This window comes from Flammeovirga sp. SJP92 (genome assembly GCF_001583495.1).
GTDB lineage: Bacteria > Bacteroidota > Bacteroidia > Cytophagales > Flammeovirgaceae > Flammeovirga.
Genome location: NZ_LQAQ01000111.1, coordinates 249,578 through 263,604 on the forward strand (window position 1 = coordinate 249,578; position 14,027 = coordinate 263,604).

The following is a 14,027-nucleotide window of genomic DNA, read 5'->3' on the forward strand; positions in this document are numbered from 1 at the left end:
TATTTAACGATTTTAAATTAAACTCAAAACAATGAAAGCGAACTATTTCTGGGTGCGTAACATGTCTTTGTGCGTACTCCTCCTCCTCATGTCTAACATTTCATACTGTTACAGTGTTGCTCCAGATCTTGATTTGTATCAAGATATTAACAGTATTGAAAAACATGGTGACATTATGGTAGTCGGAGGTATTAGATCTTCAGATTATGCAGGTGCGGCCTATGTTTACAAAAATGTAAACAATGTATGGGAAAATGTAGCCATTTTAAGATCTTCTAAAGGTCTATTGGCTAACGATGACTTATTTGGATTTTCAATTGCAGTCAATGATGATGTGATTGTTGTTGGAGCTCCATTATCGGGTAAAGTTTATGTTTATGAAAAACCTGCTTCAGGCTGGTCAGACATGACTGAAACTTTAGAATTATCTTCTCCTTATCATACAGGAGATCATTTTGGTTATTCCGTTGCTCTTGGAGACAACGAAATTGCAGTAGGTGCTTTTAAGGCCTATAATTATCAAGGTAGAATTGCCTTATATAAAAAATCAGCGGGGAGCAAGTGGAGCACACAGACCCCTAAGCTAACTACTTTAACTTCTTCATCTCCAAGCTCAAAAGAATATGTTGGTCATGAAATTGCTTTAGCAGGAAGCACATTAGTATCAGGAGCTATAGGTAACTCTTCTTGGACGGGTGCTTTGTATGTTTTTGATATTGATTCATCAGTTGGATCTACTATCACTGCTAAAGCTAAATTAACTTCATCTGCTCCAGATTTTCAATTAGGTATGCATGTATCTATATCTGAAGATGGAAATTTTATTGCTGCTACTGAGTATGGACGATCGAAAAAAGGTTCAGTGAAAATCTTCAAGAAATCTGCAGGTTCTGATTGGACTGACAGAAAGGAAGCTTTTAGTATTACTGAGTCTGAACTAGTGAATAATGATCATTTCGGTGCTGCTTTGAGCATAAGTGGAAACGGAATAGCAATTAGTGCTAGAAGCAAAAACAATAACAAAGGCAAGGTGTATGAATATGCCCTTAATTTTGTTGCTGATTCGGCTAGATTAGTCAAAACTTATGTGGCTGAAGATGGTCAAGAAGGAGATCTTTTCGGAAAAGAAGTATGTTATTTTGGAAATAGTGAACTTGTGGTAGCTGCTCCAGTGAAAGAAATTGACAAACTTTATTTCTTCGGTAATGCAACAGGTGTACCTCGTTCAAATTACACAAGATCAAGACATTTGGACATTGATGGAGATGTAATGGTATTGGGTGCTTTTGAAACTACTGAAACGATGTCAGGAACAGCATTTGTTTACGAAAGACAAAACGGGAAGTGGTTGCTAAAAGCGAAATTGACACCATCTGACAGAAGCAATAATGATATGTTTGGTTTTGCTGTTTCTATTCATGGTGACGATATTGTAGTTGGAGCACCAGCATCTAATACTGTTTATGTCTATGAAAAGCCTGCAAGTGGCTGGGCAAATGCAACAGAAACTAAAACTTTAAAAAATCCTTTAGGAAGCTCTGGCTATTTTGGATTTTCTGTTGATAACAAATCTTCTGAAATTGTAGTTGGAGCATATCGATATTCAGGCTACACGGGTAGAGGTTTCTACTTTACAAAAACAGGAGCTTCATGGAAAGATGGTTCAAAAGTGACAACTTTAGTTTCACCTTCTCCAAGAGGGAATGAGTATTTTGGACATCAAATCCGTTTATCTGATGATGCAATTTTGGTTGGAGCATTAGGTAAAAATTCATGGAGAGGTACTGCATATGTTTATAACCTGCCAGCTAGTGGTTTTAACACTACTTCTGTTACTCCTGATGTAGAGTTGGTATCTCCTGATAATTCTGGTTTCCAATATGGAATACACTTAGATATTGAAGGTGACAGAATTGCAATTACAGATTATGTAAGTTCATCAAACCTTATTGGAAAAGTACATATATTCGAAAAGAATTCTGGAGCACTTTGGACTTCAAATGTTCCGCACTTGACAATTAATAATCCGTCATCAAGTCATGGAGATGGTTTTGGTTCTGATGTGAAACTAAAAGGTGGATCTTTATTAGTTGGTGCTTATGGTGAAGAAGTACATGGTGGAGCATATCTTTACAATGTAGATGTTGCTAATTCTACATATGATTCACTTGCATTGTTTGTTCCTGCAGGCGAAACAGATGCCATTCGTTTTGGTACTGGGGTAAGATTTCATGATGATCATGTAGTTGTATTAGCAGAGGAGAATCCTGAGCAATTCTTCTTTACATTCAACTATCCTGTAGGTGTTAGTAATTTACGTGAAGTATCTGGTGGATCATTAGCAAGTGAATTACAGAACAGTGTACCGAAATTGTTGAATACTGATCCTCTATTAAGAGGTGCTTCGAGTGCTCTTCAATTTATCGATTTATCAAATAATGAATATTCATATTCAATTTTTAGTGCTGATGGAAGATTATTACAAAATGGAAAAGTAGATGGTAATGGCAATGTGAAATTAAATGTAAATAGCGATCATTTAATTATTAAACTTGTTGATACTAAAGCAAACTTAGTTTATACATTTAGGTATTAATCCTTATAAGTACTAAGCCAAAATTAAATAACACTAATTCATATTGTTTTTTCCGATTACTGCCTTTCAAAAACTTTAAATAGAACCACTATTTATTTGTTTTTGAGCGTTGTACTCGCAAAAAAAACTAAGAATTAATTATCATTTATTTTCGGCTTAGTACTTAAAGCTCAAAAAAGGCTATTTCAGAGATGAAATAGCCTTTTTCTTTTACAGAAAAATAATATTTTTGAAACATGATTTCAATAAATTTCCTAGATTAGGATAATGGTAAAATATTACTCAAAAAAGGATAGAACTTTTTAAATATGACAATACAGGAACTTCAAGAGCGTTATCAGTTTAATCGTGAAACACCAATTGTAATTGGTGATAGATGTAAAGTTTTTTATGGTAAACTAGAGGAGGATGCGGTACTCGTAATCTCAGACCTTTCTCCCAGAATAATAGCCAATGAACCTGTAGATTCCTTTGAAGCAGGAGCTACTTTTTCTTTTGAAGGAACGTCAGAAAGTACGGATACTTATGTTTTTGGTTCTATTCAATATACAATTCGAATGTTGGACAATTATTCTGAAGAAATTCAGAGTAAAGTTGAGCAAATTATTAATGAGAAAGATGAAGAGTCTTTAAGGCAGCATGAAAAAGACTTATTATTTGCCTTGAAATTACCGGAATTAGATCGTACACAAAAATTGTTAGATATTAAAAGTCTTTATAAACAAGAGTTGTATGATGAGACTTTTAAAGCAATAGCTTACGATTATGCTGATGATCTATTGCTAGATGGAGAAACCCTTTATTTATTAGGTGATATGTGTGAGAAGGGAATGGGTACTTTTCGAAATATTGACCAAGCAAGACAATTCTTTGCAAGAGCGGCAGAAGTTGGGGTGACCAATGCTCAAAAAAGAGTAGAGTTAATTGATGAGGAATTAAAAAGGGAACAAGCATCTCAGGTAAAAGCACAGGAACAGGAAGTGGAAGTCACGGAACCTGCACCATCTACTTCAAGGTTAAAAAGAAAGTCAGGGCCTGTTAATAGAAGAAGAGGTTTATCAAAAAAGAACAAAATCAGATATACAATTATTGGTTCAATTTCTTTTCTTTTAGGACTTTTTATCTCAACAATTTTTAGCTTTATACTTTCTTTTAGTGGTACATCAATAGATAGTAGCTCTGATACAGGAGAGGAAATGAATTCTTCAACAGAAGAGACTTTAACAGAATCTGACCTTTACTTTAAAAAGCTAGAAGGGGATATTTTGAAACAGATGGCTGATCTTAGAAATTACACTTATGGAATTGGAAAGCTGAAGGAAGGAATTACAATGATTGAACAAGCTGAAAGAACGAATAAATTGACTCCAGCTCAAGAAAAGAGACTGAACCAATTGAGTGGATTTATAATGGGACAAATTTCAGCTATGAATGATAATAAGAAAGAAGATTTCTGGTTTAAGCATAAAAGTAAAGCTGGTGAAACCGTTATCAGTATAGCCAATCATTATAAAGTACCGGAAAAAAAGGTATTAGATGCAGAAGGTAAACCTATTTCTATGGATAGAATTTTGAAAAATAATGAAGTGGTAAAGGTAGGAGTTCCAGCGTTGTTCTTTGATCATAAAATTTTACCTGGAGAAAGCATTGGTACTATTTCAAATAAATATGATATCCAGCCAGAGGATATCAGGAAGCTGAATGAATTATCTTCAGATGTGATTCATCCAGGTCAAGAACTAAGAGTTTATATTCGCCAATAATTGATAGCTCTTTAATACCATTAATCAGAATTAAAGATAGGTGTCTATCTCTTTCTTTTAAGGAAAAGATAGGCATCTATTAAAAATAAGTTTCGGACCTGAATCAAAGAAATTTTTCTTGTCTCTTTAAAAAAGATATTCACTACATATAAACTGAAAAACTGAGTAATTAATGTAGCATAGGCTGCTCCTGTACCGCCATATTCTGGTATCAAATAAAGATTCAACCCCACATTGATAATACTTCCCAAGATGGTACTGTACATTATAATATGTTGATTATTAGAAAGGGATAAATAATTTGACCTTAAAGATGCATTGAATAAAAATATAGCTCCAATGCACTGAATTGAGAAGATGTGATAAGATGGTAAAAAGGCATCGCCGAATAGAAATAAGATAATCCATTCCCCAAAGAACCAATTAAATAGACATCCTAAATAAGCTAAAACTGTCAATCCTAAAGTAGTTTTCTTATAACGGTCATAAAACTGTTGTTTTGAGTCTCTATTCCATAGCTCAATAAAGGGCGGGTAAATGGACGCTAAGATAATTCCAATGACTGAAATTGGTATGTCATAGAGCTTACTTGCTGTACCATAAATACCAACATCATAAGTAGACTCTCTTAAATCACCCAGCATTATTTGATCAATTTTGGAATAAATAATGAAGGCTAAACTCGAAACGGCTAAAGGCCAAGAATCTCTAAACAGTTCTTTTAGGTATTGTATATTGAATTTCCAAAGCCTTATTTTCTTGGTCTCAAAAGCGTAAATACCTAGTAAGAATATACTGCCTATGCAAATATCCAAAGTGTTGACAAGAGCAAAGAAAAACAAACTGCTTTCGTTGTAGATCAAGAATATTTTAAAAAGCGAAAAAGAGATAAATGAGATGTTTTTGACAATTACAGTCTTTTTAACATCCAAATGAGCTTGGTAAAAATATTGTATGATATCACTGGTCTGAAAAAATAGCCCTGAAGCACCCAATATACCTAACATCATCAGCAGTGAGGATTCTACTTCCGAGAAAAAGTAGATATATGCCACAATTCCTAATCCGCTCAGTAATGAAGTAGAAGCCCTAAATAAAAAGGAAGTGCCTAAAACGTCTTCCTCTTTAAATTTAGTACTCAGTAAATCTCTTATTACAATTCTTTCAAGCCCAAAAGTGGCGATGCTCGTAAACATCACAGTTAAGGCGATGGAATACTCCCAAAGCCCAACATCTTCAACACCCAAATATCTCCTTACCCAAGCATTGATAAAGAGACCAACTAAGATCCTTGAAACTTTATCAAAAGCGAGCCAATTGAGGTTTTTAAAGATGGCAACGACACCCTCTTTTTTCCGCCAATTATTAAAATCCTCGAAAATTTTTCTCATGGACTAAATCAGGATATAATCTTCAACAAACTCTCTAAAGGCTCCTTCACCGCCTTTCTTAGAAAGAATTTTAATATTTTGAATTTCTTTAATCTTCTTCAATGCATCATTTGGGCAAGCGGCTAAACCTACCGAAGATAGAAGGTCTTTACAGTTGATGTCGTCACCGATATAAGCAACTTGTGATAATTTAATATTTAATTCACCACAAATCTTTTTGGCAACTTCTAGCTTTCCTCCATCTTTTTTACCTTGATAAAGAAAATCAACTTTCATTTTTTTGCCTCTTCTCTCTACAAGTTGAGTGTCTTCAGAAGTTACAATTCCAGTTTTTATACCATTTTCTCTTAATAGTTGGAAGGCCATACCATCTCTTGTATTGAACTTTTTGAGTTCTTCACCATTTTCAGAATAATACATGCCAGCATCAGTAAGTACGCCGTCAACATCTGAAAGTACAAGTTTGATATCAGAAGTTTTATCTTGGAACAAATGTTTATGCATTAATTTTTCAGCAATGATCCAATCATCTTCCTCGTCAATCTCAACAGCAGTATAATGAGGTAATTCAACTACACCAATATTCCCACTCAGCCTGTTTTTATCTTTAATGATATTATTTACGGTATTAATATAAAATGCACCATTTTCAACGAGCATACCATCAAAATCTTGCCTTCTAGGTCTGTTTCTATAATCATAATTAATAGGGGTTCCGTCTTCATTCCAGTAAAAACGTTTTTCCCTTACACATGAAATGACAGAATCAATACCTTCCTGTTTAAACTTGGCAAACCCCTGTTCAATATCATTGGCACTAAGGAGTGGCGATGTGGCTTGAATCAAAGTGAAAATTTTGTTGCTGTCAGACTCTAGCTGATTGATGTACTCTAGCATCACACTTTCTGTAGAAGAATGATCTTGAGCGTTTTCAGCTGAGCGGTCATAAATCTCTACATTTTGAAATTGAAAAGATTGAACTGCTTTTTTGATTTCAATAGAGTCTGTTGCAACTACTACAGTATCAAATTGATGAGAATCCACAGCGGCTTTTACTGTCCAGTACACTAAAGGCTGACCGCAAAATGCTTTGATATTTTTTAAAGGGATAGATTTGCTTCCTCCTCTAACAGGGATAAATGCAATAGAAGACATTATGATTTTCTGTACTTTAATTTTTCTCTTTGAACTTTTTCGATATCTAGAATCTCTTCTTTTTTATATGATAAAGCTGTGTAGGTCGCTTTTAAATCTCTACATAATTTTTGAAGTCCTGTAGGTTCTAAAGAGGCAGCATGATCAGTACCTTTCCACGTTCTGTCTTTCGTAAAGTGGCGTTCAACCCAAGTAGCACCAAGAGTATAAGCCGCATTGTCAATGGCAATTCCCAAATGATGTCCAGAAAAACCTACATCTTTTACTTTGTCACCATAGTTTTCCTGTAACCTTTTAATTTCAAGAAGACAAACATCTTCAAAAGGAACTGGGTAACCTGATGTACAAGAATAAATCACTAATCTATCTTTTCCTTGAGATGTTTCATTGAAAAAGTTAATGATTTCAAGCTCTTCTGATTTTGAGGTCATACCAAAAGATAAATGTACTTCACCTTGGTATTCATCTCTCAATACTTTAAGCATCTCAAAGTTATTATTACAAGCAGAAGGAACTTTGATTAAAGTAGGGTTGAGTTGAATAATTTCTTGAGCAGAAGTAACATCCCAAACAGAAGTAGAATACTCTATATCGATAGACTCACAGAATTCCTTTAATTCTTTATGTTGCTCCAAGTTAAACTCAAGATATTCTCTATGTTCACCATAAGTATCTCCATAAGAATTTCTAGGATTAGGATGTGGGGCTTGATATTGTTCTTCAGTCAGTAACTCTTTATTATTTCTCTTTTGGAATTTTGCCACATCTGCATTACAGAATTTAGCAAGCTTGATCAGCTCTTTGGCAATTTCCATATCACCTTTATGGTTACAACCAATTTCAGCAATAACTTTAGGTTGTTTATATATATTAGTCATAATGTTTTTTAGATTTGTATCAATCAAAATTACATTTTCTTGGTTAGAAATAAAACCATTAAATGTAACCCATTTATACATTAGTTTTTAGAAGCAGATAAGGGGTTGATATTCAATAAAAATTAAATTAATGAATAGAGTAAAAGCTGAAAGTTTTATAAAGGATTGGTTGCCGAAAAAAGTTTATGTTTATTTATTTAAGAGGTTTGCTGATCTACAATTTTTTTCGTTCAATAAAAAAGAGCTAATTAAGGCTAATAAATCATTAAAAAATACTAAAAAGGGCAAGAGGTGTTTTATGATTGCCACAGGACCTTCTTTAAAGTTAGAGAACTTAAAATTGTTGGAAAATGAGGATTGTTACACCATTAGTAATGCCTTTTTGCATGAAGATATTAAAGTGATTAACCCCCTTGCTCATTTTTATGCACCATATCATGAACCCTTAATTTTGGATAATTACCTAGACTGGCTTCAGAAATCTGATAAGGAGCTTCCTGAAAGAACTAAAATTGTTACAGGTCATAAAAATATTCCATTTATAGAAAGTAGAGAAGGTCTTTTCAAAAACAGAAAAGTAGAATATTTGTTTTTAGCCCGACATACCGATGCTTTCAATGATATATCTAAACCAATTATGCCTCCAATTAATGGCCCTCAAATGATGATTCCTTATCTTTTGTATTTGGGTTATTCTGAGATTTATCTTCTAGGTTGTGATAGTACAGTGATGAGAGATTATAAGAAGGCAAACATTACTCATTTTTATGATTCTAAAAAGAAAGATGTCCGAAAGAATGCCTCAGATCAGAATTCCTGGTCAAAAGCTGTAGATCAATTTAAATATCAGTATGACCATTTTAAGGTCTATGAGCATTTCAATTCACATCCAACTATTCAATCTGGAGAACAAAAAATTTTAAATTTGTCTCAGGACAGCTGGATCGACTCTTATCCATTTGAAACATTAGATCACATTATTCAAAAAGGCTAATGAAAGTAGTTCATATCAGTACATATCCCAATGGAGGAGCAGGTAAAGCAGCCTTTCGTTTACATAAAGGACTGTTGCATCACGGTGTTGATTCTAAGATAATTACAAGGGCAGAGACAAATGGACTGAAAGAAGTCTATGCATTTAATCCTTCAGTATGGTTTAGAAAACTATCTTCATTGTGGAAAGCAATAAGGATTTTCCCCAAAGTATTAAAAGAAAATCCAGATTGTGAAGGGTTTAGTTCACCTTTTTCATTATTTCGAGTAGATAGACATCCTTTTGTTAAACAGGCAGATGTTGTTGTTTTACATTGGACTACCAACTTTTTAGATTACCCGTCTTTCTTTAAAAATATAGATAAGCCTATTGTTATTTATTTGCACGATATGGCTCATTTTTTAGGAGGATTTCATTATTTAAATGATCTCAACAGATTCAAAGAATTTGCTGCTTTGGAAGCAGATTTCAGAAAAGTGAAAAGAGAGGCTTTCTCCAATAAAGATATTGAGATCTCGGCTCCTTCTCAATGGGTAATGGATCACTCCCTAAGAAGTGAATTACTATCAAATTTCAAACATAATTTACTTTATAATTGCTTAGATGAAAGTGAATATAAGATTTATGAAAAGGAGATAGCAAGGTCGTTTTTCAATTTAAATAAGGAAGAAAAAGTAATTCTTTTTATTAGTGAAAGGGTTTCCAATTACCGAAAAGGAGCTGATATTTTAATTGAAGCATTGAAAAAAGTAGATTTGAAGAATATACAGCTTCTTATTGTGGGTAACTATGATAAAACGCTTTTTGATTCAGAAAATATAAAAATTGCAGGTCTTTTAACTTCTGAAAAGGAAATGGCTATGGCCTATAGTGCCTCAGATTTATTTATTTTGCCGACGCGTGAAGATGTATTGACAAACGTTATGTTGGAAAGCTTGTACTGTGGAACACCCGTAATGTCTTTTGCTAATGGAGGAATGAGAGAAGTACTGAATGAATCGAATGGTGTGCTTTTAGAAGAAATTGACTCTGATTGTTTGGCGAGAGGAATTCAGGATTGGATTGAAGAGGATAAAACTTACAATAGGGAATTAATTAGGAAAAATGCAGTTGAAAAATTTAATATTAAAGATGCAGGCTTTAATTTTAAAAAAATAATAGAAGGAAGATTAAACCAAGAAAAAAATACAGATAATTAATGAACAAATTTAGTTTTCAAAAATATAATTGGGTATTAGTAATACCAGTATTTTTTATTTTGACTATAATATACTTTAGTCCAGAATTTTTTGATAATAAATCGATTCAGCAAAGTGACTTAGTTCACTTTAAAGGGATGTCTCATCAGTCTCACCTTGAATCAGAAAAAACAGGGGAGCCACCATTATGGAACTCGGCCATGTTTTCTGGTATGCCAGAATTACTTTTCTCTAGTATTCAGGGTGATCCAGCCCATGTCCTTTATACTATTTCAATGTTTGGAATGTATGAAAACTACGAATCTCCAATGACAGTTTTGTTACTCATGACGACATTATGGATTTGTTTGATGTGTTTTAGAGTAAACCCATGGATTGCAGCTTTTATATCGGCTGCATTCGCCTTCAATACTTTTTATATTACATCACTAGAAGCGGGTCATATGACAAAACTTTTAGCCATTGGATATGCTGCATTGGTAATTGGTGGTATGCGTCTTCTTTTTGATAAGAAATTATTATTAGGGGCAGGCGTTTTAGCTGGGGCTATGTTGCTGGAATTGAGAGCAGGGCACTATCAAATTACATATTACTTGGTTTTTGTATGCTTGATTTATGGTATTGTTGAATTAATATATGCCTATAAAAAAGGTGAATTGGCTTATTTCCTAAAGATTATTGTACCTATCGGAATTCTTTCAGTTGGTTTAGGAGCATCATCTCAATTATGGAGAGTCTTGACAACTAAAGAATATTCAGAGTTTTCAATTAGAGGTAAAAAAGAATTAACTCCTTTACCAGGTGAACAAAATAATCACACAGAAGAAGGATTGGACAAAGGGTATGCATTCAGTTGGAGTGAAGGGAAAATGGAATCTCTAACACTTTTAGCTCCAAATTTCTATGGAGGAAGTAGCCATGAAAAAATCTCTAAAGATGGACCTTTAGTTGAAGCTTTGGTAAAAAAATATGGAAAAAGGACAGTTGAAAATCAAGTATTGAGTCAGCCTAATTTTAGAATGCCATTATACTTTGGGGAGCAGCCTTTTACTGGAGGTCCAATTTACCAAGGTATTTTGATCTCATTCTTTTTCATTTTAGCATTATTTATTCTTGATACTAAAACTAGAGCTTGGCTAATTGGTGGTGCATTAATTACCTTAATGTTTGCATGGGGAAAAAACCTTCAATGGTTCAACTATACCTTATTTGATATTTTACCAGGTATGAATAAATTCAGAACACCGGCGATGTCATTAGGAGTGAGCTGTGTTGTGATGGCTTTAGGTGGTGCTATTGGTTTGGATAAGCTAATAAAAGAAGGATGGAATGAAAAGAACCAAAAAGCATTTTTATATGCAGGTGGAAGTACTTTAGGACTTTTGATCTTAATGTGGCTAGGAGCAGGTTTCATGGATGTCAGTGGTCCAAGAGATGCAGGAATCATCCAACAGTTAGGTCTTACTAATAAAGGGATCTTAGAAGAGGAAAGAGTTTTTGTAATGAGAAGTGATGTGAGAAGATCAATCATATTCTTACTATTAGCTTTAGTGACATTATTTGTATATTCTAAAGGGAAAATCAAAACATCAATTCTTGTTGTTGTATTATCAATTTTGACCTTTACGGATGTTTGGGTAGTAGCAAAGCGATACATTAATGAGTCTTCATTCCAGAAAAAATCGAATGCTGAATTCCACTCTCCAACAGCAGCAGATAAAGAAATCTTAAAAGACAAAGATCCGAACTATAGGGTCTTAAACTTGACAACAAGTACTTTTAATGAAGCCAATACATCATATTATCATAAGTCAATTGGTGGTTATTTTGCCGCTAAGTTGCGCAGATATCAAGACCTCATTGAGCGTGAATTAATGACAGAAATGCAAACTCTAGCCTCAGGTATCCAATCAGGACAGCCTTTGCCAGTAAAAGCAACACCTGCTTTGAACATGCTGAATATGAAATATGCAATCTTAGGTTCAACAGCACAAGCGGTTTATAGAAATCCAAATGCTTTAGGACATGCTTGGTTTGTGGATAAGGTAATTAAGGTCAATTCTGCAGATGAAGAAATGGAAGCTTTATCAACCATTGATCCAAGTTTCCAAGCAATTGTGGATGTTCAGAAATTCCCGAATGCTGAAATCACAACTAATTTTGCGGAAGGTGACCAAATCAAATTGACTTCATTTAATCAAAGAAGGTTGAAATATACGGCTGATAGTAAGAATGGAGGTTTTGCTGTTTTCTCAGAAGTGTGGTACCCTGCAGGTTGGGTAGCTAAAATTGATGGGGAACCTGTGGATATTGTTTGTGCCAATTATGTTTTAAGAGGTTTACAAATTCCAGCAGGAAAGCATGAGATTACCTTTGATTTTGACCCCAACTCTTTTGTAGTTGGAGGAATGATTTCAAAAATTGCCGGTTATCTTACAATCTTGCTACTATTTGGAGCCATTGGATTAGTTATTTATAAGGAAACAAAAAAATAGAGTTTCTCTTATCTTAAATATAAAGCGAAGTCTTTTGAAGGCTTCGCTTTTTTTGTAGTTGAACTTATTAATTACCTTTGCTCAAAATACAGAAAAATGAAAATAGGAGTTATTGGAGGAGGTGCTGCAGGGTTCTTTGCAGCCATACATTCAGCGGAAAATAATCCAGAAGCTGAAGTACATATCATTGAGAAAACAAGTAAGGTATTAGGAAAAGTAAAAATATCTGGAGGGGGAAGGTGTAATGTCACTAATGTGATTTATCAACCTGTTCCCTTGTCAAAACATTATCCAAGGGGTGAAAAATTTCTCAAAAAAGCATTTGGCCATTTTAATAGCCAAGATACTGTAAAATGGTTTGAAGATAGAGGTGTGAAAATAAAAGCAGAAGAGGATGGAAGAATGTTTCCTGATACAGATGATTCTCAAACCATCATTGATTGCTTGATGAATGAAGTGAGGAGATTGGGGATTCAATTAAGATACAGTACTACGGTGCAAAGTCTTACAGCTTTAGAAGAGGAGAGCATCGGTTTGGAGATTGATGGACAACAAGAGGTTTTTGATAAAGTAATTGTTTGTACTGGAGGACAGCCTAAGATAGATGGTTTTAATTGGTTGAAATCTCTTGGGCATAAAATTGAAAGTCCGGTTCCTTCTTTATTTACTTTTAAAATAAATCATAAACCACTTACTGCTTTGATGGGATTATCGGTTCCTAACGCTAAAATTAGAGTGATTGGTGAGAAAAAATTGGTAGAAGAAGGACCTCTATTAATTACACATTGGGGTGTAAGTGGACCAGTTGTATTAAGAACTTCAGCTTGGGGAGCTAGGACATTATCTGATAAAAATTATCAATTTTCAATTCTTGTTTCATGGCTGAGTAATTACACGGAAGAGGAATTAAGGCAATATATCTATGAACAAAAAGAGGTTTTAAAGAAAAAGCAAATCAAAAATAAGAACCCATTTCAGTTGCCTCAGCGTTTATGGGATTATTGCTTGCAAAGAATTGAGGTGCCTGAAACTAAACTTTGGTTGGACCTAAGTAAAAAGGAATTGAATAAACTGATCAATTTCCTTTTGTCTGATCAATATGATGTGGTGGGTCAGACAAAGTTTAAAGAGGAATTTGTGACTTGTGGAGGAATCAGCCTCTCTGATATTGATGTAAAAACCATGGAAAGCAAGAAAGTAAAGAACTTACATTTTGCGGGTGAAATCATGGATATTGATGGAATTACAGGTGGATTTAATTTTCAAGCTGCTTGGACAACTGCCTTTATTGCATCAAAAAACAATTAAAATCTTTGAATAGTACAATTTCAATGTGATTTTACTGTACTATTTTAATATAAATAAAGTGTTCAAAATTTAACACATGAGAAGTGGTGTTAAATTTTGAACACAGCTCTTTTATCTAAAACTAACAAACAGTGGAATATTATTAATAAGATTTAATACTCCTTGTAACACTGTATATGATTTGTTTTTGTGATCTTAATCCCTACAACTTTGATTCATCTCAAACAGAGAAAAGAAGAAAAGTACAA

At 33.8% G+C, this 14,027-nt stretch carries 9 protein-coding genes; 6 read left to right on the forward strand and 3 right to left on the reverse strand.

The genetic code is table 11. The features are described from left to right. Positions 1–31: 31 nt before the first annotated feature. Both AVL50_RS29045 and AVL50_RS29050 read left to right on the forward strand, forming a co-directional pair. On the forward strand, positions 32–2,596 hold the full coding sequence (locus AVL50_RS29045) for an FG-GAP repeat protein (protein ID WP_082796059.1): 2,565 nt from the start codon (positions 32–34) through the stop codon (positions 2,594–2,596). Positions 2,597–2,904: 308 nt separating this feature from the next. After that, a complete protein-coding gene (locus AVL50_RS29050; RefSeq protein ID WP_062620963.1) occupies positions 2,905–4,359 on the forward strand; it encodes a LysM peptidoglycan-binding domain-containing protein in 1,455 nt (484 codons plus the stop codon). A gap of 44 nt (positions 4,360–4,403) precedes the next feature. On the opposite strand, the gene AVL50_RS29055 is transcribed toward AVL50_RS29050, so the two are convergent. From AVL50_RS29055 to AVL50_RS29065, 3 genes are read right to left on the reverse strand one after another with little or no spacing between them, the layout of a single operon-like run. Further along, positions 4,404–5,750, reverse strand: a complete 1,347-nt coding sequence (locus tag AVL50_RS29055) for a flippase (RefSeq protein WP_062620965.1) — start codon at positions 5,748–5,750, stop codon at positions 4,404–4,406. Positions 5,751–5,753: 3 nt separating this feature from the next. Beyond that, positions 5,754–6,905, reverse strand: coding sequence for an acylneuraminate cytidylyltransferase (locus AVL50_RS29060; RefSeq protein ID WP_062620966.1), 1,152 nt, complete (start codon positions 6,903–6,905; stop codon positions 5,754–5,756). Then, positions 6,905–7,783 (reverse strand): N-acetylneuraminate synthase family protein, encoded by an 879-nt coding sequence (locus AVL50_RS29065; protein ID WP_062621089.1) that lies wholly within the window; start codon positions 7,781–7,783, stop codon positions 6,905–6,907. Before AVL50_RS29065 ends, AVL50_RS29060 begins: the two co-directional genes overlap by 1 nt. A gap of 130 nt (positions 7,784–7,913) precedes the next feature. Here AVL50_RS29065 and AVL50_RS29070 point away from each other — a divergent pair, with 130 nt between their 5' ends. The 4 genes from AVL50_RS29070 (at position 7,914) to AVL50_RS29085 (ending at position 13,779) form a co-directional block, all read left to right on the forward strand. Further along, a complete protein-coding gene (locus AVL50_RS29070) occupies positions 7,914–8,777 on the forward strand; it encodes a hypothetical protein (RefSeq protein ID WP_062620968.1) in 864 nt (287 codons plus the stop codon). Next, the gene (locus AVL50_RS29075) at positions 8,777–9,976 is read left to right on the forward strand and encodes a glycosyltransferase (RefSeq protein WP_062620970.1); all 1,200 of its coding nucleotides are present in this window, start codon (positions 8,777–8,779) and stop codon (positions 9,974–9,976) included. The genes AVL50_RS29070 and AVL50_RS29075 overlap by 1 nt, the downstream gene beginning before the upstream one ends. A 137-nt stretch (positions 9,977–10,113) precedes the next feature. Continuing rightward, complete coding sequence (locus tag AVL50_RS29080) at positions 10,114–12,471, forward strand: YfhO family protein (protein WP_062620972.1); 2,358 nt, start codon at positions 10,114–10,116, stop codon at positions 12,469–12,471. A 96-nt stretch (positions 12,472–12,567) separates the two neighbouring features. After that, the gene (locus AVL50_RS29085) at positions 12,568–13,779 is read left to right on the forward strand and encodes an NAD(P)/FAD-dependent oxidoreductase (RefSeq protein WP_062620974.1); all 1,212 of its coding nucleotides are present in this window, start codon (positions 12,568–12,570) and stop codon (positions 13,777–13,779) included. Positions 13,780–14,027 lie beyond the last annotated feature (248 nt).

Coding starts and splice junctions, on each gene's coding strand:
- AVL50_RS29045 (WP_082796059.1), top strand. CDS start 32: ATGAAAGCGAACTATTTCTGGGTGCGTAACATGTCTTTGTGCGTACTC.
- AVL50_RS29050 (WP_062620963.1), top strand. CDS start 2,905: ATGACAATACAGGAACTTCAAGAGCGTTATCAGTTTAATCGTGAAACA.
- AVL50_RS29055 (WP_062620965.1), bottom strand. CDS start 5,750: ATGAGAAAAATTTTCGAGGATTTTAATAATTGGCGGAAAAAAGAGGGT.
- AVL50_RS29060 (WP_062620966.1), bottom strand. CDS start 6,905: ATGTCTTCTATTGCATTTATCCCTGTTAGAGGAGGAAGCAAATCTATC.
- AVL50_RS29065 (WP_062621089.1), bottom strand. CDS start 7,783: ATGACTAATATATATAAACAACCTAAAGTTATTGCTGAAATTGGTTGT.
- AVL50_RS29070 (WP_062620968.1), top strand. CDS start 7,914: ATGAATAGAGTAAAAGCTGAAAGTTTTATAAAGGATTGGTTGCCGAAA.
- AVL50_RS29075 (WP_062620970.1), top strand. CDS start 8,777: ATGAAAGTAGTTCATATCAGTACATATCCCAATGGAGGAGCAGGTAAA.
- AVL50_RS29080 (WP_062620972.1), top strand. CDS start 10,114: ATGTCTCATCAGTCTCACCTTGAATCAGAAAAAACAGGGGAGCCACCA.
- AVL50_RS29085 (WP_062620974.1), top strand. CDS start 12,568: ATGAAAATAGGAGTTATTGGAGGAGGTGCTGCAGGGTTCTTTGCAGCC.